This is a genomic window from Nonomuraea sp. NPDC049695 (assembly GCF_040674955.1).
Taxonomy (GTDB): domain Bacteria; phylum Actinomycetota; class Actinomycetes; order Streptosporangiales; family Streptosporangiaceae; genus Nonomuraea; species Nonomuraea helvata.
Genome location: NZ_JBFANV010000018.1, coordinates 117,268 through 135,648, shown reverse-complemented (window position 1 = coordinate 135,648; position 18,381 = coordinate 117,268). Strand labels below are relative to the sequence as shown.

The following is an 18,381-nucleotide window of genomic DNA, read 5'->3' as shown; positions in this document are numbered from 1 at the left end:
AGTCCGCCATTTTTTCGGGATTTCGAGTAATAATCAGGGCCAACAAGATGTGCAGCCCTGAAAACCTCGGCTTCGCGCCGTGATGCCTACTCAACTGACCGCGCACGTTAGGCACGCCATGGCGACTTCCCATGTTGACCCGCACCAAAGAAGTCAGGACACCAGGCGCCGCGTCCTCCAGATGGCCGTCTCCCTCCGGGAAGACCGCCCCGGCGGCTCCGTGGACTACTTCCTCGCACTGCTGCAGGACCGGCTCCCGTTCTGGATGAGCATTCTCCACGATCTTTCCCACCGAGTCGGGAAAGGGTGCGTAGCGGACAATCTCCTCCCCGTTGCGCGAGCAGGCATCGAGTACTACATCGACGTACAGAGCGCGGCGCTGCCCGCCTTCACCTCGCCCGACGTGACGGTCCGCTTCCGCGAGGCCGTCCGCGACACGGGTCTCGGGCCGCGCACAGAAACGGCGCCGCTGGCGGCGTACCTGGCGGCCGAGCAGGAGCTGGGCCGGGTCGGGCCGGACGTGGACCCGGAGGCGAGCGCGCGGCTGCTGATCGCGGGCTGCTTCCACCGGGCCTACATCGAGATGTTCATCGGCGGTGACGCGGGCCCGTCCTTCGACGCCAGCGCCGAGGAGATCGTTCGCGAGCTGCGGCTCGAGCCCGTCCCCGCCTGAGGCCGGAGGTTCCTTGACGCCCCCGCCAGGTTTACGGCTACACTGATCGTCAGTACTACTGATGATTTGTGGAGCTGACCATGATTCTGATCACCGGCGGGCTTGGCTTCATCGGTACGCACACCACCCGGGCCCTGCTCGATCTGGGCGAGTCCTGCCTGCTCGTCCAGCGCAGGCCCGCCGTGGTGCCCGAGAGGTTCGCCGGCGAGCCTGTCGTCGCCGAGCAGGCCGATCTCACCGACGAGTCGGCGCTGCTGGAGCTCGGCAAGCGCCACGAGATCACCGGCATCGTGCACCTCGCCGGCTCCATGCCGTGGCCGCCCGGCGCGTACGAGCCGCTGGAAGGCGCGGACAGGGCCCTGCGTAGCCTCCTGAACGTGTTCCGGGCCGCGAGCGAGTGGCAGGTGGCGCGGGTCGGCGTGGCCAGCACGATCGGCGTGTACGGCGGCGTCACCGGCCAGGTCGCCGGCGAGGGCGCGCTCAAGGAGGACGTGCCGCTGCCGATGACGGCCGGCCACCCGATCCCGGCGTTCAAGAAGATCGGCGAGCTCCTCGGCGACCACCTCGCCGCAGCCATGGGCCTCGATGTGGTCAACTACCGCATCGGCGCCGTCTGGGGCCCGCTCGGCCATGCCGCGTCGCCGTTCTTCCCCGCGCCCCAGCTCGTGCACGCCGCCGCCCGCGGCACCGAGCCCGACCTGTCCACGCTGCGCGGCGGCGGGCACCTGGGCGACGGCATCGACCTGTGCTACGCCGAGGACTGCGGCCGCGCGATCGCGCTGCTCCAGCTCGCCGACCGGCTCGGGCATCGCACGTACAACGTGGGCTCCGGGAGGCTGACGACGAACGAGGAGGTCGTCGCGGCGATCAGGAAGCTGGTCCCCGACGCCCGCGCCGACCTCCCCGAGGGGCGCGACCTCGCGCCCGCCTTCTGGCTCGACACCACCCGGCTGCGCGAGGAGACGGGGTTCGAGCCCGCGTACGACACCGAGCGGGCGGTCGCCGGCTACCTCGCGTGGCTGCGCGCGGGTAACGAGCGCTGAGCGAGGCACTCGCGGGACGGGACGATCGCGGCCGACATGTTGCGCTCCATCATGCGCAGCGCCGCCCGCCCCAGGTCGTCGTGGATCGTCGCCACGCAGTCGGGCGGCACCGTGATCGAGAAGTCCCGGATGTAGGCGTCCAGCGCGCTGTACAGGATGCACTGCTCGGTCACCTGGCCGGTCAGCAGCACCGTCCGCACGTCCCGCTGCCGCAGCACGTACTCCAGCGACGTCCCGTAGAAGGCGCTGTGGCGCACCTTGGGCAGGAACGCGCAGTCGGAGGGCGGCGCGACCGGTTCGACGAGATCGGGGCGGGCGCCTTTGAGCGCCCGCGCCACGAGGTCGTCCCGCGTCGCGGTGAAGTCCCCGTAGTTGTCGTTGACGTAGATCAGGTCCACGTCGTCCCGGTCGCGCGCCCGGCCGATCAGCTCGGCCAGCCGGGGCACGACGGGTTCGACGCCCCGCTGCAGTTGCTCGGCGTCCTGGTGCTGGAAGGGGTTGAGCATGTCCACGACGACCAGTGCGGTCCGCGGCATGCTCAGACCTGGACCTGCTCGAGCTGCTCGGCGGTGGCCAACTCCGCCGAGAACCACTCGATGGTACGGCGCAGCCCCTCGGCGGCGGGCACCTGCGCGCGCCAGCCGAGCCGCTCGGCGGCCAGCGTGGTGTCGGGGCGGCGGACCTTGGGGTCGTCGGCGGGCCGGTCGATGAACTCGATCTCCGACGACGAGCCGGCCAGGTCCCGGATCATCGTGGCCAGCTCCAGCATGGTCAGCTCGTCCGGGTTGCCGATGTTGACGGGCCCGGCGAAGTCGCTGCGGGCCATGGCGAGGATCCCGGACACGGTGTCGTCCACGTAGCAGATGGAGCGCGTCTGCGAGCCGTCGCCGGTGATCGTGATCGGCTCGCCCTTCAACGACTGCCGGATGAACGTCGGGATGGCCCGGCCGTCGAAGGGGCGCATGCGCGGCCCGTAGGTGTTGAAGATGCGCACGATCCCGGTGTCGGTGCCGCGCGAGTGCCGGTAGGCGGTGGTCAGGGACTCGGCGAAGCGCTTGGCCTCGTCGTAGACGCTGCGCGGGCCGACCGGGTTGACGTTGCCCCAGTACGTCTCGCGCTGCGGATGCTCGAGCGGGTCGCCGTACACCTCGCTGGTGGAGGCGAGGATGAACCTGGCGCCCTTCTCCCTGGCGAGGCCGAGCGCGTGCAGCGTGCCGGCGCTGCCGACCCGCAGGGTCTCGATCGGGTAGCGCAGGTAGTCGGCCGGCGAGGCGGCCGAGGCGAAGTGCAGGACGAGATCCAGCCGGTCCGGCACGTGCACGTACCCGGTCAGGTCGCACTCGATGATCCGGAACTCGGGCCGGTCGATCAGGTGCTCGACGTTGCGCGGGCCGCCGGTGAGGAAGCTGTCCATGCAGACCACCTCCGCACCCTCCTCCAGCAGCCGCTCGCACAGGTAGGAGCCGAGGAACCCGGCGCCCCCGGTGACCAGAGCCCTCATGACGTGACCTCCAAGACAGCGTCGACGACTTCGGAAACTTCGATCTTCAGCAGGCCGGGGTCGGGCCGCAGCCCGTGCGGATCCCCGTTCCTGCCCGCCCACAGCGCCACGTGGCGCCAGCCGGGCGGCGGCCCCCACAACGCGGGTGACACCGGCCCGAACAGCACCACCGACGGCACGCAGAACGCCGTCGCCAGGTGCGCCACGCCGGTGTCCCCGCAGACCACCAGCCGCGCCCTGCTCACCAGGTCGATCAGATCGGCCAGCCCGGTCCGCCCGGCCAGCATCCGCTCCGGGGGCAGGCCCGCCAGCCGGGCGACCTCGCCGGCGATCGGCACCTCGTCGGCGTTGCCCGTGACGACCACGTCCTCGAGTGCCGCCGCCACTTCGGCGAACCGCTCGGGCGGCCAGCGCCGCGCGGGGTAGGCGGCGCCCGGATGGACGATCGCGGGCCCCGTACGGTCGGAGATGCCGAGTGTCAGGTCCGCGGGATCGGTCGCGATGCCGTGCCATTCGAGCAGGCCGCACCAGCGCCGGACCTCGTGCACGCCCTCCGGGTACGGCGGTCCGGTGCCGAAGCTGATCAGCCGGCCCGGGTCGGTGCGCCGCAGCGCCTCGATGCTCTGCGGCCCTTTGCCGTGCAGGTTCACCGCGATGTCGGGCCGCTCGAACGGTACGGGTCCCGGACCCGACACGTCGATCTGGTCGTCCACCGCGGCGGTCAGCGGCAGCAGGGCCTCCAGCGCCCGCGGCGCGGCCAGCGTGATCCGGTGCCGGGGAAAGGCCTGGCGCAGCGCCCGCAGCGCGGGCACGGCCGTGAGCAGGTCGCCCAGGCCGAGCCCGCGCAGGGCGACGAGTTCTAGGGCCATGACGTCTCCGTGGACGGGCAGACCACGAGCTCTCTCACCTCGCATCCGACCGGCTGCCGCAGCGCGAAGACGACGGTCTGTGCGACGTCGGCGGGGTCGTTCAGGCCGGCTTCTGGGCCCGGTTTGTACTGGTCGGGCCGGCCGTCGAAGAAGGACGTGCGCATGCCGCCCGGGACGAGCAGCGTCACGCCGACCTCGCCGCGCAGCTCGACGGCGAGGGCCCTGGTGAGGCCGACGACGCCGAACTTCGACGCCGAGTACGCCGAAGCGTCGCTGAGCGGCCGCAGCCCGAGCGTGGACGCGCAGGTGACGATCTTGCCGCGGGTGTGCTTGAGGTACGGCAGTGCCGCCCGCACGATCGAGGCGGTGCCGAGCAGGTTCACCCGGATGACCCGCTCCCAGTCGTCGGCCGGGACGTCCTCCAGCCGCCCGCAGGCGTCGATGCCCGCGGCCGTGACCACGCCGTCGAGTCCGCCGGCCCGTTCGGCCAGCTCGCGTACCGCCCGCTCGGCCTCCCCCCGGTCGGCGAGGTCGGCCGTGACGTGCTCGAAGGGCTGTCCGGGCGGGCGCTTGTCGACAACGAGCGCCCGCCAGCCCTCCTTCTCCACGGCTTCGGCGGTGGCCAGGCCCAGCCCGGAGGCTCCCCCGGTGATCAAAATATTCACTGGATCTCCCTGATCAGATTCGTGGTCGAACGTCCCGGCAGCGTGCTCAGCACGACGGTCTCCGCGCCGATCGCGGCCAGGACCTCGGATTCGGGCAGCCTCTCCCCCTCGTAGTCGCCGCCCTTCACCCACACGTCGGGGCGCAGCAGCTCGATGGCGCGGGCCGGGGTGTCCTCGTCGAACACCAGCACCGCGTCCACGCAGCCCAGCGCCCGCAGCACCTCGACCCGGTCGCGCACATCCACGATGGGCCTGGACGGGCCCTTCAGCCTGCGTACCGAGGTGTCGGAGTTGACGCAGACGACGAGCGCGTCGCCCAGCGCCCTGGCCCGCCGCAGCAGGCTCACGTGCCCGGCGTGCAGCAGGTCGAAGCAGCCGCCGGTGGCGATCAGCCGGCCGCCGTAGGCGCGGGTGAGCCTGGCGACCTCGAGGGCGGTGCGCGGCCGGTCGCCGAGCCGCTGTTCGTGGACCTTCACGCCGGCGGACCCGCCGCGCTCCACGAAGCGCGAGGCCTCGCCGACGCCGATGATGACCGCCTCCTCGATGCCATAGCCGTCGCGCAGCGCATTCGCGGCGGCGGAGGCGAGCCGGTCGCCCGCGCCGCAGGCGTCGCGGTTGCCGGCCAGGACCGGCGGCGGGATCTGGGTGAGCGGGCCGCCCTGGACGGCGAGCGCGGCCCCGCGCTCGCCGGTCGTGACGGCCACCGCCCCGGCCCGCAGCTCCCGCACCAGGCGGCGGGCCGCCTGGTCGGGGCCGTGGTAGCCGGACCTGCAGAGCGTCTTCGCCTCCGCCTCGCTCGGTGTCAGCAGCGCGCAGCCGGGCATCGGCTGGGCGCCTCTGGGGTGCGGGTCCCACACCACCGGCACGTCGGCGTCGCGCAGCAGCTCGCGTGCCATCCGGGCCACGCCCCTGCCGTAGTCGGAGACCAGCACCGCGCCGGCCTGCTCGACGGCCCGCGCGGCCTCCTCCGTGGGGGCGTACCTGGCGGTGCCGTCGCCGGAGTCCAGCCGGACGAGGGTCTGGCCGCGCGCCCTGACCCTGGTCTTGCGGACGGTGCCGCCGCGCAGCGGCAGGCGTACCAGGTCGACCTCCTCGAACAGCAGGCCGCACAGGCGGCGGCCGTCGGGGTCGTCGCCGATCGCCGTGATCAGCACGACGTCGGCGCCGTCGCGGGCGGCCAGCAGCGCCGCCAGCCCCGCCCCGCCGGGACGGGCCTGCTCGGAGGAGACGTCCACCACGGGGACGGGGGCGTCCGGGCAGAGCCGCTCGGTGTCGCCCTCGACGTCCACGTCCAGCAGGGTGTCCCCGATGACGACGAGCGGGCCCGGGTTGCGCGGCGCCGTCACAGTGCCTCCTCGACCGCGTCGCACAGCAGGTGGATGAGGGCGAGGTGGACCTCCTGCACCGTGGCCGTCTCCTCCCCCGGCACGGCGACCGCCTCGTCGCAGAGCTCGGCCAGCGGGTTCGGCGCGGGCCCTGTCATGGCCCAGGCGATGACGCCGCTCTCCTGCGCGGCGCCGGCCGCGGCCAGCACGTTCGGGCTGGTGCCGCTGGTGGACAGGCAGAGCAGCACGTCGCCCGGCCTGCCGTGGGCGCGCACCTGGCGGGCGTAGACCGCCTCGGCGCCGAAGTCGTTGGCGATCGCCGTCAGCGACGAGCCGTCGGCGTGCAGCGGGATCGCCGCGTACGGCTGCCTGTCGTCCCTGAACCTGCCGACCAGCTCGGCCGTCAGGTGCTGCGCCTCCGCGGCCGAGCCGCCGTTGCCGCAGGCCAGCAGCCTGCCTCCGGCGGACAGAACGCCGGCGAGCTTCCCGCCCCAGGCCCGGACGGTGACCGCCTGGTCATCGACCTTCTCCAGGGTCGTCCAGAGCTTCTCCAGATGTGCGTCCACGATCAACCCCCCAGAGCGGCCAGGCGGCATACCTTGCCGTCGATGACTTGCGTGTACACGGCCTCGGTCAGCTCGGCCACGCGCGGCCAGCCGTATCGGTGATGCGCCCTGCGCGCCCCCGCCGCGCCGAGCGCCGCCCGTTTGTCCGGGTTGTCGAGCAGGTCGCGCAGCGCCCTGGCCAGGGCCCGCGGACGGCGCGGCGGCACCAGCACGCCGCAGCCGGCGACGGTGTCCAGGTGCCCGCCGACCGCCGAGGCCACGACCGGCACGCCGCACGCCATCGCCTCGACCGGCACCATGCCGAACGGCTCGTACCACGGCACCGTCACCACGACGTCGGCCGAGCGCATCAGCGCGGGCACGTGCTCGCGCGGCACGCTGCCGATCACGCGCACCCGGTCGTCGAGCCCGTACGCCTGCGCCAGCTCGCGCAGCCTGACCGCCTCGCCGTCGTCCTCGCTGCCGCCCGCGATCACCAGCTCCGCGCCGGAGACCTGGCGCAGCGCCCTGATCACGGTGTCCACGCCCTTGCGCGGCACCATCCTGCCGATGCAGAGGATCATCTTGTCCGCGGTGCGCGGCGCCACCGGCCCCTCGGGGCAGAACGTCCCCAGGTCCACCCCGCACGGCACGACGGTGACGCGCTGCTCGGGGATGCCCATCGCGCGCAGTTCGTTCACCTCGTCGCGGCAGGTGGCCAGCACGGCGTCGGCGCGCTTGCCGATCTCGCACTCGGTGGGGATCCGGTGCCCGGGGCTGGTGTCGGCGTCGCCCTGCCAGCGCCGCTTGACCGTGCCCAGCGCGTGGAACGTCTGCACCACCGGCACCCCGTCGGCCGCCTGCAGCGCGGCCTGGCCGCTCATCCAGAAGTGCGCGTGCACGACGTCCGGCGGGCTCGCGGCCCAGCGGTCGGCCAGGCGCTCGGTGAACTCCGCCATGTACGGGGGCAGCTCGTCTTTGGGAAGGGGGGACGGGGGACCGGCCGGGACGTACTCGACCGTGACGCCCGGCGCCATGGTCACCGACTCGGGTTGCCGCTCGGATGAGCGCCGGGTGTGCACGACGATCGTGTGCCCGCGATCGGCCAGGGCGAGCGCCAGGGCGGCGACGTGGACGTTCTGGCCGCCCGCGTCGACACCGCCGATCGCCGCCAGCGGATCCGCGTGCTCAGAGATGAGATCGACCTTCACGGAGTCAGCTCCCTCACTGCCTTGACCACCTGCTCACTTGTCACATGGGACAGGCACGGGTGTCCGGGTACCGGGCAGACGCGCGCCCTGCTTGCGCGGCAGGGCGCTTCCTGGTCGCCGAGCAGCACCGTGGGCACCCCGTAGGGGGCCCACCGCGCCGCGGGGACGACGGGGGCGAACAGGCTCACGACCGGGGTCCCGACCGCCGCCGCCAGGTGCGCGGGGCCCGTGTTGCCTGCCACGAGCACGCCGGCACGCTCGATCACGGCGGCCAGTTGGGCGAAAGTGGTCACGCCGCCGAGGTCGGCCGCGAGGTCGCCGGCCACGTAGGCGGTGAGATCACGTTCTGTGCCGGTCACGACGACCTGGTGCCCGTCTTCGACGAGCTCCCGCACGGTCTGCCGGTGCCGGTCGGCCGGCCAGGTTCGTGCGGGGGCCGATGTCCCGGGGTGCACCACGACATACGCGCCTTTGCCGGCATCGGCGCCGACGCCTAGCAGGTGCCCTATTTCTTTGCCTATATCCGGCAACGGCCGCTGAACAGCGAGTTTGCCGTCATCGCCTTCCGGCAATGCGAAGCCTGCCGCCCTGGCGACCGCCAGCGCCCGCTCGGCCTCCGGCACGTCGACACTCTCGTCCACGACGTGCCGGACGTCCAGGAGCGAGCCGGGGTAGTCGTTGCTGATGGCGCTGATCCTGCGGACGCCCGCCAGCCTGAGCAGGAGCGCGAGCGGGAGCGCCGACTGGTGGAACGAGGTGAGGATCACCGCCTCGTCGATGTCGGAGAGCTTGGCCACCAGCTCGGCGACCTGGCCTTTGCTGACCGACTGCGGGGTGTGGTCGATCCACGGGGCCCGCCATTCGATGACCTGGTCCACGCCGGGCAGGAGCTCGGCGGCCTGCCTGCCGTTCGGGCCGGCCAGGAAGACGAGCTCGCGGGCCAGGGTGCGCACGGCCCTGACCGCCGGGCCGCTCAGCAGCACGTCGCCCGCGTCGTCCAGGCGCGCCACCAGCACCCGGCCCCGGTCCTGCGCGTCCCGGCGCCGCTCGGGCCGGGCCGCCGCCGCTGTGGCGGGCTCGCGCGCGGCTTCGGCGGTGGCCACGCGGGTGGCCGCCTCCGCCGTCGTGCACCGCCTCGAACCGCAGAGCGTTCCAGGCATGCGACCGCTCATCGGCGCGCCCTCCATTCCCCTCGCAGCCGGTGCACGCAGGCGACCGGCGGGATCACGACGCTGGTGACGACCATCCGCCACATTTCCTCGGGGGTACGGGGGCCGGGCGCGATGCGCCGCCAGGCGAACTCGGCGGTCATCGCGGCCCACGCGGCACCGGCCAGCGCGGCCAGCACTCCTGCCTGCCGGGGGCGCGCATCTCGCCCACCGGCACCGGGCCGCCGCATCAGCGCACCGTCGACCAGCCCTCGGCCGGGCCGGCTGCCCTGCCGGCCGAGCAGCCGACCACCGGCTCGCCGCGACCACGCATCGGCCCGTCTCAGGGCGCGGCGGGCGGCGCGCCCGTCGAGCGAGGCAAGCAGCCCTCCCCCGGGCCACGCGCGAAGCCGCTCCAGGCGCCGCCCGCCGGGCCGGGCCGTCAGCCGTACGCCGGAGCGCCCGCCGAAGCGCCTGCCCAAGGGGCCGGCCAAGGTTCTGCCCAAGCGCCCTCGCCAAGCGCCGCCCAGGCGCCCTCGCCAAGGGCCGCCCAAGCGTCCACCCGACGCCGTGCCGGCGGGGCTGACGAAGGGGCCGGCCCGGTGCCTGCGGGCGCGGGCGGCGGCAGCGGTCGCGGCCAGGGTCAGGGCGGTGAGCGCGGCGGCCGTGGTGGCGGCGTGCACCCGCAGGCGGCCCCGCCCCCCGCCGATGGCGGTGCGCCAGCCGGGCCCGTGCAGGCGGCGCATGAGGGCGTCGTCCGCGTTGCCCCGCTGGAAGCGCACGCTCGCCCAGAACCCGTCGTCGCGCACCGGATGCGTCGTCACCCGGTCGCCCTTGACGAGCCGGTGCCCCGCCTGTGACACCCGCAGCGCAAGGTCGGCGTCCTCCCGGTACGCCCGGGGGAAGCGCTCGTCGAACCCCCCGACCGACTCCAGCGCCGACCGCCGGTAAGCCATGTCCGCGGTCACCCAGAGCGCGTCGGCGAGCCCGGCGGTGTGCCGCTCCGCGTCGGTGGGCTCCCGGTCGGCGGGCAGCGGCACCTCGATACGCCCCTGGCTGCCGGCCACGTCGTCGGGCAGGCCGGCCAGGTCCTTCACGACCGCCTCGGCCCAGCCGGGCGACGGGACCACGTCGTCGTCCAGGAACACCACCCAGGGCGTGGTCGCGGCCCGCCATCCGGCGTTGCGCGCCGCCGCGGGCCCGCGCCCGCCGGAGCGCACCACCCGTACCGGACCGGGTACGGAGAGCTCGGCCGCGGGGGTGTCGTCCACCACGATCACCGGCACGCCGGAGCCGACGCCCGCCAGCGTGTCGCGCAGCGTGGGCCGCCCGACGGTGGGGATCACCACGGTGATCACGATGCGAACACCTCCCCGCGCCGCACCAGGTACGGCCCGAGAGCCAGCACGTCCACCGGCGAGGACCCGAAGCACTCCAGCGCGTCACGGGGATCGTCGACCATGGGCCGCCCGGCGGTGTTGAGGCTCGTGTTGACCACCACGGGCAGCCCCGTACGCGCCTCGAACTCGCTCAGCACCCGCGCCATCAGCGGATGGGTGTCGGGCGAGACGGTCTGGACGCGCGCGGTCCCGTCCACGTGCACCACCGCGGGGATGCGCGGCGCCCAGTCGGGATGCACGTCGTGGACGAACAGCATGTACGGCGAGGGCACCGGCCCCCGCCCGAAGATCTCGCGGGCCCGCGACTCCAGCACCATCGGCGCGATGGGCCTGAACTGCTCGCGCCCCTTGACGTCGTTGAGCCGCTCGGTGTTGCGGGCGTGCCCGGGATGGGCCAGCAGGGACCGGTGCCCGAGCGCCCGCGGCCCGTACTCCGACCGGCCCTGGAACCAGGCCACGATCTTGTCGGCGGCCAGCTCGGCGGCCACCGCGGCGGCCAGGTCGGCGGGGCGGGTGTGCGGCACGCGGGCCACGTCGAGCCAGGCGCCCAGCTCCTCGTCGGTGAAGCCGCGCCCGAGCGCCGCGCCCGGCATGGGCCCGGCCGGCTCGCCGTGGGTCTGGGCGAGGTGGAGCGCCCCGCCCAGCGCGGTGCCGGAGTCGCCCGCCGCAGGCTGCACCCACACCTCGTCGAACGGCCCCTCGTCCAGCAGGCGCGTGTTGGCCACGCAGTTCAGCGCCACGCCGCCGGCCAGGGCGAGCCGTCGCTCGCCGGTGCGTTCGTGCAGCCAGCGCACCAGCTCCAGCAGCACCTCCTCCAGCCGGGCCTGCACGCTGGCGGCCAGGTCGGCGTGGTCGGAGGTCCAGGGGGCGCCCTTGCGCAGGGCCTTGGCGTAGCCGTTCCAGTCGACCGGCTCGACGCGGAACCCGCCGTCCCCGGTCGTGTAGATCACCTCGCGCAGCGCCTCCAGGTGCCGCGGCCGGCCGTACGAGGCCAGCGCCATGACCTTGTACTCGTCGCTGGAGCGCAGAAAGCCCAGATGCTGGGTGACGTCCTCGTACATCAGGCCGAGCGAGTGCGGCAGCTCCTGGGCGGCCAGCACCTCCAGGTCTCCGTCCCGGTAGCGGCCCGCCAGGTGCGAGACGTTCTCGCCCCGGCCGTCGCACACCAGCACCGCGCAGTCCCGCCAGGGCGAGGCCAGCCCCGCCGAGGCGGCGTGGGCCACGTGGTGCGGGACGTAGGTGACCTGGCCGGGGTCGAGTCCGGGCAGCGCCGTGGCGAGGAACGCCGGGGCGCGTACGGCGTACTTCGTGCGCAGGTCCTCCCAGTCGCCCTCCGGCCGCTGCACGACCAGCGACGGGTCGTACGAGTAGGCGACGGCGTCGATGTCCTCCGGGGAGAGCCCCGCCTCGCGCAGGCACCAGGCGGCGGCCTGCTCCGGCAGTTCCCACGCCGAGAACGCCAGCGGCCGCTTGCCGTGTTTGCGGCGGCTGAAGCGCTCCTCCTCCGCGGCGGCCACGATCTTCCCGTCGACCACCAGGGCGGCGGCCGGGTCGTGGAAGATCGCGTTGATGCCGAGAAACCTCATGTGTTCCTCCCCCAGAAGATGTCGAGAACCGCTACCGAGAGAAGCGGCTCTCAAACCTTCCGCAGGCCGGTGAGGTGGGAAAACAGGCGTAGCCGCCTGGGATTCGTCACTCTAAGTAGTTGTTTGTAGGGTCGGGCCCCGGGTAGCTGGCGGACACGCGACGGAGGTGAAAGGTGTTCGAAAAGCGACGTCCCGGCGCCGTGCTCTTCGACAGGGACGGGACCTTGATCAGGGACGTGCCGTACAACGGCGACCCGACCCTCGTCGAGCCCATGCCGGGTGCCATGGAGGCGGTGGCCCGGCTCAGACGGGCCGACGTGCCGGTGGCCGTGGTCACCAATCAGTCGGGCGTGGCCAAGGGCCTGCTGTCCCCGGACGAGATGGACCAGGTGAACGCCAGGGTGGAGGAGTTGCTCGGCCCGTTCGACGCGTGGGCGATCTGTGTGCACGACGACGCCGACGGCTGCACCTGTCGCAAACCCGCGCCCGGGCTCGTGATCAGGGCCGCGGCCATTCTGGACGTCAGCCCCCGCGACTGCGTGGTCGTGGGCGACATCGGCAGGGACATGGACGCGGCCAGGGCCGCCGGAGCCAGGGGCATCCTGGTGCCGACCCAGCAGACACGGCTCGAGGAGGTCGAGCAGGCCGCCGAGGTCGCGGACGACCTGACCGACGTCGTGGACCGCGTGCTGAGCGACATGGAGGCCCCCGTGCCGGCCGCCTCGGCGCCGTGGGCCCGCGCGCTCGGCTGGAGCCGCTGGTGAGGATCCTCATCTGGCACGTGCACGGCTCGTGGATCAGCGCCTTCATCAGAGGCCGTCACGAATACGTCCTGCCGCTCGTCCCCGGCCGTGGTCCCGACGGCCGGGGACGAGCCCAGACGTTCGACTGGCCGGACAGCGCCCGCGAGGTGCCCTTCGACCGGCTCCGCCACGAGCCCGTCGACGTGGTCGTCTACCAGCGCCCGCACGAGATCGAGCTGGCCCGCGAGTGGCTCGGCCGCGACGTGCCCGGCCTGTACGTGGAGCACAACACCCCGGCGGGCGACGTGCCGCGCACCCGGCACCCGCTGGCCGGCCAGGGCGACATCACGCTGGTGCACGTCACCCACTTCAACGAGCTGTACTGGGACAACGGCCGCGCGCGCACCCGCGTCATCGAGCATGGCGTCCCCGACCCCGGCCACCTGTACACGGGCGAGCTGCCCAGGGCGGGCGTGGTGGTCAACGAACCGGTACGCCGCACCAGGGTCGCCGGCACCGACCTGCTGCCGCGCTTCGCCGAGCGGGTGCCGCTCGACGTGTTCGGGATGAAGGTGGACGGGCTGCCGTACGGCACCTATGAGGACCTCCCGCAGCACGTCATGCACGCCGAGCTGGCCCGGCGCCGGGTCTACCTGCACCCCTACCGGTGGACGTCGCTCGGGCTCGCGCTGATCGAGGCCATGACCCTCGGCCTGCCTGTCGTCGCGCTGGCCGCCACCGAGGCGATCGAGGCCGTGCCGCAGGAGGCCGGCGTGCTGTCCACGAAGGTGAACGTGCTGGCCGACGCGCTGCACGCGTTCGTGGCGGACCCGGAGGGCGCCGCGCAGGCGGGCAAGGCCGCGCGGGCGGCGGCCCTGGCCCGTTACGGGCTCGGCCGGTTCCTGTCGGACTGGGATCGGCTGCTCGCCGAGGTATGAGAGCTGGTCGAGTGGGTAGGCGCGAACGTCATGATGATGCTCGACTGGTCCCGAAGGGCCGCCTGCCTCGACTTGGACCCGGAATTGTTCTTCCCGATCTCCGTGGAAGGGCCGAGCCAATCGCAAGTCGCGCAGGCCAAGCATGTGTGCGCCGGCTGCCCCGTACGTGAGCCGTGCCTGGAGTACGCGCTGGACACCAGGCAGGCATACGGCGTGTGGGGCGGCACCGATCCCCTGCAGCGAAGGGAGCTGAGCCTGACCTCGGCGAACCACAGGTGACTCAGGTCGGCAGGGCCTCCGCGAGAAAGCGTTCGCGCTCGGCCGCCTCGAGGTGATCGCTGAACAGCACGCCGTCGAGATGGTCGGTTTCGTGCTGCAGCACCCGGGCCAGCACCCCCAGCGCGCGCACCGTCACGGGCTTGCCGAACATGTCGCGGCCACGCGCCGTGACCATGTAGGAACGTTCCAGTGGCCACCACACCCCCGGCGCCGACAGGCACGCCTCGTCGGCGGTCACCCGGCGCTCCGACAACTCCAGGCGTGGATTGACCAGATGGCCGGACTTGCCGTCGTACGAGTAGACCACCACCCGTACCGGCTCCCCGATCTGCGGCGCCGCCAGGCCCGCCCGGCCCGCGCCCGCGCGCATGGTGGCGGTCAGCGATTTGACCAGTTGCCGCAGCTCACGGTCGAAGTCATGGACCGGCGCCGCGACCGAGCGGAGCACCGGATCATCGAACGTGCGAATAGGCCGGACCGTCACCCGTAACTCCCCGATAGGCGGCGTCGTCACGCTGAACGTTTCCCGCGACCGCGCCTCCCCAATCCCCAAGCCTCTGCCATGTAGCACAGCGGTAACAGAAGAGACCCGTAGGCGAAACCACCCCAAAGCAGTATCGGAGGGTGATCTCACTTGCGTCACACGTGCCTGTGATGCCTGGCCGGGTGCTCGGGGCCCGGCCAGGCATCACCGACTACCTGGAGGTGCCGGCATGAGCGTGCCTGCCCTTGACGGCGGGTCTTCCCCGGAGACGGCGCCCGACGCCCTGGCGGGCTTCACCGTCGGGGTGACGGCGACGAGGCGGCGGGAGGAGTTCGGCGCGCTGCTGGAGCGGCGCGGCGCGCGCGTGGTCAGCGCCCCCGCGATCCGGCTGGTCCCGCTGGCGGAGGACGCCGACCTGCTCGCCGCGACCAGGGAGAGCCTGGCCGGGCCGCTCGACGACGTGGTGGTCACCACCGGCGTCGGGTTTCGCGGCTGGATGGCCGCCGCCGAGGGCTGGGGCCTGTCGGCCGACCTGGGCGAGCACCTGTCCAGAGCACGCCTGCTGACCCGCGGCCCCAAGGCCAGGGGCGCGGTGCGCGCCGCCGGGCTGAACGACCACTGGACGCCTCCCACGGAGTCGTGCGAGGAGGTCAAGCAGTACCTCCTCGCCCAGGACCTGCGCGGGCGGCGCATCGCGGTGCAGCAGCATGGCGAGCCGCTCAGAGACTTCGTGGCCGACCTGCGCCAGGCGGGGGCCGAGGTGATCGAGATCCCGGTCTACCGGTGGCTGCCGTACCGCGACATCTCGCCGCTGCGCCGGCTGATCAGCCAGACCATCTCCGGCTCGGTGGACGCGGTCGCCTTCACCAGCGCGCCCGCCGTGCACGCCATGCTGGGGGCGGCCCGCGCCGAGGGTCTGGAGGGGGCGCTGCTGGCGGCGTTCGGCGGGAGGGTCGTGGCCGCCTGCGTGGGACCCGTCACGGCCGAGCCGCTGACCTCGCGCGGCGTGGAGACCCTGCAGCCGGAGCGCTCGCGCCTCGGCGCGCTGGCCCGCGCCCTGGCCCGGCACCTGCCCGAGCACGGCGTCACCCGCCTGGTGGCGGGCGATCACCGGCTGGAGATCCGCGGCCACGCCGTGGTGGTGGACGGGGAGCTGCGCCCGCTGCCCCCGGCTCCGATGGCGGTGCTCAAGCGCCTGGCGGACAAGCCGGGTCACGTGGTGACCCGCGCCGACCTGCGTACCGTGCTGCCGGGCAGCATCGCGCGCGAATCGGCCGAGCACGCGGTGGAGATGGCGATCACACGGCTGCGCCGGGCGCTCGGGCCGAGCGGGATCGTGGAGACGGTGGTCAAGCGCGGATACCGCCTCGCCTGCCTGTACGAGGCGGGCCAGTGATCCCTGCACTTGTCCTGGCCGCGCACGGCACGCGCAGCGCTGCCGGGGAACAGACCCTGTCGGCCCTGGCGGAGACCGTCAGAAAGGCCCGTCCCGGGCAGCGGGTCGAGCTGAGCTACCTCGAGATCAGCTCGCCCCTGCTGTCCGACGTGCTGAGCGCGGTCCGCGGCCCGGTGGTCGTGGTGCCGCTGCTGCTGGCGGGCGGCTACCACGTCCACATCGACCTGCCGGAGGTCATCGCCGCGTGCCGTCCCGACGCCGTGGTGGCCGGCTGGCTGGGGCCGCACCGGCTGCTGACCTCGGCACTGGCGCGCAAGCTGGCCCAGGCCGGGCTGCGCTCCACGGACGCCGTGATCCTGGGCGCCGCCGGCTCCTCCGACCCGGCGGCGCTGGCCGACGTCCGCGCCGCCGCCCAGCTGCTGGCCGTACGCCTTGCGCGCCCGGTCACGGCGGCCTTCGCCTCGGCCGGGTCGCCGTCGCTCGAGGAGGCCATGGAACGGCTCGGCTCGACCCCTGCCGCCCGCGTGGCCATCGCCTCGTACGTCCTCGCGCCCGGGTTCTTCCACGGCCGGCTGGCGGCCGCGGGGGCCGGGCTGGTGAGCGACCCGCTGGGCGCGGACCCGGACGTGGCGGCGCTGATCTGGCACCGCTACGACGCCGCCCTCGCCGGCCGCCCGCCCCTCCGGGGGATGCCCGGCCTCCACCAGGCGTCCTTCTGACGGCCCGTCCCTCCCGTACGCACCGCCCTCGTGCGTTCCCGGCCGCAGCCGGAGGGGGCCGAATGGTAGGCGCCATGCCGCTCGCACGATGCGCCCGGGGCTCTTGGTGAGATGGGATGCCGTGCGGGGGCCCGGCGCCACTCGTACGGTGCTTCGCCGGGCGAGGGGTTGGGCGGCGTGGGGCGCCGGGCCGTGCGCCGACACCCCTCCACGCGCGTTGCGCCGCACTCCACTGCACGCCGTCCCGCCGGCCCGGCGCCGGCGGGGTGCGGAGCGAGGGGCAGTGCGTCCCTTTCCCGGGTGGCGTGACCAGCGGCGGTACAGGGGCGACGGCCGGCTCGCCCGCGCCCGGGGTCCCGCCAGGCGGGTTGCGCCGGACCCCCCGCCGCGCAACGTCCCACCGGCCCGGCGTCGGGGCGCACGGGCAGGCAGCCCGCCGTCACGGGCGCAGGGGCAGGCGGCCCGCCGTCGGGGCGCACGGGCAGGCAGTGCGCCGTCGCGGGTGTCGCCACGGAACCCCCGACCGGGCGCACGCCGCCATGCAACACCGCACAGGCACGCGGCTCAGGGAGCCCTCAGAGCGCCGCCCCCGTCAGCGGGTAAGCCACGACGCCGGAGAGGGCGGTCCGTCAGAGTGCGACGCCCAGGAGGGCGTCGGCCAGGTCGCGGACCAGACCGGGGGCGTCCGGGTCGGGGCCGCCGGTGGTGAGGGCCTCGGCCGCCCACGCGTCGACGGCGGCCACGGCTCCCGGTGAGTCGAGGTCGTCGGCCATCCGGGCACGCACCGTGGCCAGCAGGTCGTCGGCGCGCGGACCCGAGGACAGCCCGACCGCGGAGCGCCACGTCGCCAGCCGGCGTTCGGCGTCGGCCATCATCGACGGAACGTACTCCCAGTCCGCGCGGTAGTGCCGGGCCAGCAGCACGAGCCGGACCGCCATCGGGTCGTGCGCCTGCCGCAGCTTCGACACGAACACCAGGTTGCCCTTGGACTTGGACATCTTGTCGCCGTCGAGCGCCACCATGCCCGCGTGCGTGTAGAACTTGGCGAACGGCCACTCGCCCGTGAGCGCGTGGCCCTCGGAGGCGCCGCACTCGTGGTGCGGGAAGATCAGGTCGGTGCCGCCGCCCGCCACGTCGAAGCCCGCGCCCAGGCTGTCGAGGGCGATCGCGGTGCACTCGATGTGCCAGCCCGGGCGGCCCCGGCCCAGGCTGGACTCCCAGGCCGGCTCGCCGGGCCGCTCGGCCCGCCACAGCAGCCAGTCGAGGGGATGACGCTTGCCTGGCCTGCCGGGGTCGCCTCCGCGCTCGGCGAACAGGGCCGTCATGTCGGCCTCGTCATAGCCGGACACCTGGCCGAACTTGGGGGCGTCGGCCACGCTGAAGTAGACGTCGCCGTCGAGGACGTACGTGACGCCCTTGGCGGACAGCTTGGCGATCAGATCGGCGACGCGGCCGACGACCTCGGTGACGCCGACGTACTCGCGAGGCGGCATGATCCGCAGCGCCTCCATGTCGCCGCGGAACAGCTCGATCTCCCGCTCGGCCAGGTCCTGCCAGTCGATACCGGTCTGCGCGGCCCGCTCGAGCAGCGGGTCGTCCACGTCGGTGGCGTTCTGCGTGTAGTGCACCTCGTGGCCCGCGTCGCGCCACATCCGGCCGACGAGATCGAAGGCGTGGTACGTGTTGGCGTGGCCGAGATGGGTGGCGTCGTAGGGGGTGATGCCGCAGACGTAGATCCTGGCGGTCGGCCCCGGATCGGTCTGCCTCACCTGCCTGGCCGACGTGTCGTAGAGACTCAGCGGAATGCTCTCACCTGGGAGCTTTGGAACGTTCTGGGCAGCCCACGATCTCATGTG

General features: G+C 73.5%; 19 protein-coding genes. 7 read left to right on the top strand and 12 right to left on the bottom strand.

The features are described from left to right. Positions 1-181: 181 nt before the first annotated feature. Together AB0J64_RS18565 and AB0J64_RS18560 are read left to right on the top strand one after the other, a co-directional pair. The gene (locus tag AB0J64_RS18565; RefSeq protein WP_364028158.1) at positions 182-673 is read left to right on the top strand and encodes a hypothetical protein; all 492 of its coding nucleotides are present in this window, start codon (positions 182-184) and stop codon (positions 671-673) included. 80 nt (positions 674-753) lie between these two features. Then, complete coding sequence (locus tag AB0J64_RS18560; RefSeq protein WP_364028156.1) at positions 754-1,716, top strand: NAD(P)-dependent oxidoreductase; 963 nt, start codon at positions 754-756, stop codon at positions 1,714-1,716. Here the strand turns inward: AB0J64_RS18560 and AB0J64_RS18555 are convergent. Genes AB0J64_RS18555 through AB0J64_RS18510 form a run of 10 tightly spaced genes read right to left on the bottom strand, consistent with a single transcriptional unit; the run spans position 1,680 to position 11,966 of the window. Beyond that, on the bottom strand, positions 1,680-2,252 hold the full coding sequence (locus tag AB0J64_RS18555; protein WP_364028154.1) for an isochorismatase family cysteine hydrolase: 573 nt from the start codon (positions 2,250-2,252) through the stop codon (positions 1,680-1,682). The genes AB0J64_RS18560 and AB0J64_RS18555 overlap by 37 nt on opposite strands. A 2-nt stretch (positions 2,253-2,254) precedes the next feature. Next, a complete protein-coding gene (locus AB0J64_RS18550) occupies positions 2,255-3,217 on the bottom strand; it encodes a UDP-glucuronic acid decarboxylase family protein (RefSeq protein ID WP_364028152.1) in 963 nt (320 codons plus the stop codon). Then, complete coding sequence (locus AB0J64_RS18545; protein ID WP_364028150.1) at positions 3,214-4,086, bottom strand: glycosyltransferase family 9 protein; 873 nt, start codon at positions 4,084-4,086, stop codon at positions 3,214-3,216. Before AB0J64_RS18545 ends, AB0J64_RS18550 begins: the two co-directional genes overlap by 4 nt. Then, complete coding sequence (locus tag AB0J64_RS18540) at positions 4,077-4,751, bottom strand: SDR family oxidoreductase (RefSeq protein WP_364028148.1); 675 nt, start codon at positions 4,749-4,751, stop codon at positions 4,077-4,079. The genes AB0J64_RS18545 and AB0J64_RS18540 overlap by 10 nt, the downstream gene beginning before the upstream one ends. Continuing rightward, positions 4,748-6,097, bottom strand: coding sequence for a PfkB family carbohydrate kinase (locus tag AB0J64_RS18535; protein WP_364028146.1), 1,350 nt, complete (start codon positions 6,095-6,097; stop codon positions 4,748-4,750). The genes AB0J64_RS18540 and AB0J64_RS18535 overlap by 4 nt, the downstream gene beginning before the upstream one ends. Then, complete coding sequence (locus AB0J64_RS18530) at positions 6,094-6,642, bottom strand: SIS domain-containing protein (RefSeq protein WP_364028144.1); 549 nt, start codon at positions 6,640-6,642, stop codon at positions 6,094-6,096. Before AB0J64_RS18530 ends, AB0J64_RS18535 begins: the two co-directional genes overlap by 4 nt. 2 nt (positions 6,643-6,644) lie before the next feature. Further along, entirely contained in the window at positions 6,645-7,832 is a 1,188-nt protein-coding gene (locus AB0J64_RS18525) for a glycosyltransferase (RefSeq protein WP_364028142.1), read from the bottom strand. After that, complete coding sequence (locus AB0J64_RS18520) at positions 7,829-9,004, bottom strand: glycosyltransferase family 9 protein (protein ID WP_364028140.1); 1,176 nt, start codon at positions 9,002-9,004, stop codon at positions 7,829-7,831. The genes AB0J64_RS18525 and AB0J64_RS18520 overlap by 4 nt, the downstream gene beginning before the upstream one ends. Continuing rightward, positions 9,001-10,338, bottom strand: coding sequence for a glycosyltransferase (locus tag AB0J64_RS18515; protein ID WP_364028138.1), 1,338 nt, complete (start codon positions 10,336-10,338; stop codon positions 9,001-9,003). The genes AB0J64_RS18520 and AB0J64_RS18515 overlap by 4 nt, the downstream gene beginning before the upstream one ends. Further along, positions 10,335-11,966 carry a carbamoyltransferase C-terminal domain-containing protein gene (locus AB0J64_RS18510; RefSeq protein WP_364028136.1) on the bottom strand — a complete coding sequence of 544 codons (1,632 nt, stop codon included), beginning with the start codon at positions 11,964-11,966 and terminating at the stop codon, positions 10,335-10,337. Before AB0J64_RS18510 ends, AB0J64_RS18515 begins: the two co-directional genes overlap by 4 nt. 173 nt (positions 11,967-12,139) lie before the next feature. On the opposite strand from AB0J64_RS18510, the gene AB0J64_RS18505 reads away from it, so the two are divergent. The 3 genes from AB0J64_RS18505 to AB0J64_RS18495 are packed head-to-tail and all read left to right on the top strand — an operon-like array spanning position 12,140 to position 13,926. Further along, positions 12,140-12,730 carry an HAD-IIIA family hydrolase gene (locus tag AB0J64_RS18505; protein ID WP_364028134.1) on the top strand — a complete coding sequence of 197 codons (591 nt, stop codon included), beginning with the start codon at positions 12,140-12,142 and terminating at the stop codon, positions 12,728-12,730. Continuing rightward, complete coding sequence (locus AB0J64_RS18500; protein ID WP_364028132.1) at positions 12,727-13,647, top strand: glycosyltransferase family 4 protein; 921 nt, start codon at positions 12,727-12,729, stop codon at positions 13,645-13,647. Before AB0J64_RS18505 ends, AB0J64_RS18500 begins: the two co-directional genes overlap by 4 nt. A 30-nt stretch (positions 13,648-13,677) precedes the next feature. After that, a complete protein-coding gene (locus AB0J64_RS18495; RefSeq protein ID WP_344995510.1) occupies positions 13,678-13,926 on the top strand; it encodes a WhiB family transcriptional regulator in 249 nt (82 codons plus the stop codon). Between the two features lies 1 nt (position 13,927). On the opposite strand, the gene def is transcribed toward AB0J64_RS18495, so the two are convergent. Further along, complete coding sequence (gene def, locus AB0J64_RS18490) at positions 13,928-14,440, bottom strand: peptide deformylase (RefSeq protein ID WP_364028130.1); 513 nt, start codon at positions 14,438-14,440, stop codon at positions 13,928-13,930. Between the two features lie 199 nt (positions 14,441-14,639). Between def and AB0J64_RS18485 the strand changes: the two genes are divergently transcribed. Together AB0J64_RS18485 and AB0J64_RS18480 are read left to right on the top strand one after the other, a co-directional pair. Continuing rightward, positions 14,640-15,806 carry a uroporphyrinogen-III synthase gene (locus tag AB0J64_RS18485; protein ID WP_364028128.1) on the top strand — a complete coding sequence of 389 codons (1,167 nt, stop codon included), beginning with the start codon at positions 14,640-14,642 and terminating at the stop codon, positions 15,804-15,806. Beyond that, complete coding sequence (locus AB0J64_RS18480) at positions 15,803-16,525, top strand: sirohydrochlorin chelatase (RefSeq protein ID WP_364028126.1); 723 nt, start codon at positions 15,803-15,805, stop codon at positions 16,523-16,525. Before AB0J64_RS18485 ends, AB0J64_RS18480 begins: the two co-directional genes overlap by 4 nt. Before the next feature lie 629 nt (positions 16,526-17,154). Here the strand turns inward: AB0J64_RS18480 and mshC are convergent. Further along, positions 17,155-18,378, bottom strand: coding sequence for a cysteine--1-D-myo-inosityl 2-amino-2-deoxy-alpha-D-glucopyranoside ligase (gene mshC, locus AB0J64_RS18475; protein WP_364028124.1), 1,224 nt, complete (start codon positions 18,376-18,378; stop codon positions 17,155-17,157). Positions 18,379-18,381: the final 3 nt, after the last annotated feature.

What these genes read in the sequence shown, in the direction of transcription:
- mshC (WP_364028124.1), bottom strand. Translation starts at nt 18,378, where the DNA reads ATGAGATCGTGGGCTGCCCAGAACGTTCCAAAGCTCCCAGGTGAGAGC.
- AB0J64_RS18485 (WP_364028128.1), top strand. Translation starts at nt 14,640, where the DNA reads ATGAGCGTGCCTGCCCTTGACGGCGGGTCTTCCCCGGAGACGGCGCCC.
- AB0J64_RS18520 (WP_364028140.1), bottom strand. Translation starts at nt 9,004, where the DNA reads ATGAGCGGTCGCATGCCTGGAACGCTCTGCGGTTCGAGGCGGTGCACG.
- AB0J64_RS18495 (WP_344995510.1), top strand. Translation starts at nt 13,678, where the DNA reads ATGATGATGCTCGACTGGTCCCGAAGGGCCGCCTGCCTCGACTTGGAC.
- AB0J64_RS18550 (WP_364028152.1), bottom strand. Translation starts at nt 3,217, where the DNA reads ATGAGGGCTCTGGTCACCGGGGGCGCCGGGTTCCTCGGCTCCTACCTG.
- AB0J64_RS18555 (WP_364028154.1), bottom strand. Translation starts at nt 2,252, where the DNA reads ATGCCGCGGACCGCACTGGTCGTCGTGGACATGCTCAACCCCTTCCAG.
- AB0J64_RS18560 (WP_364028156.1), top strand. Translation starts at nt 754, where the DNA reads ATGATTCTGATCACCGGCGGGCTTGGCTTCATCGGTACGCACACCACC.
- AB0J64_RS18545 (WP_364028150.1), bottom strand. Translation starts at nt 4,086, where the DNA reads ATGGCCCTAGAACTCGTCGCCCTGCGCGGGCTCGGCCTGGGCGACCTG.
- AB0J64_RS18510 (WP_364028136.1), bottom strand. Translation starts at nt 11,966, where the DNA reads ATGAGGTTTCTCGGCATCAACGCGATCTTCCACGACCCGGCCGCCGCC.
- AB0J64_RS18565 (WP_364028158.1), top strand. Translation starts at nt 182, where the DNA reads ATGGCCGTCTCCCTCCGGGAAGACCGCCCCGGCGGCTCCGTGGACTAC.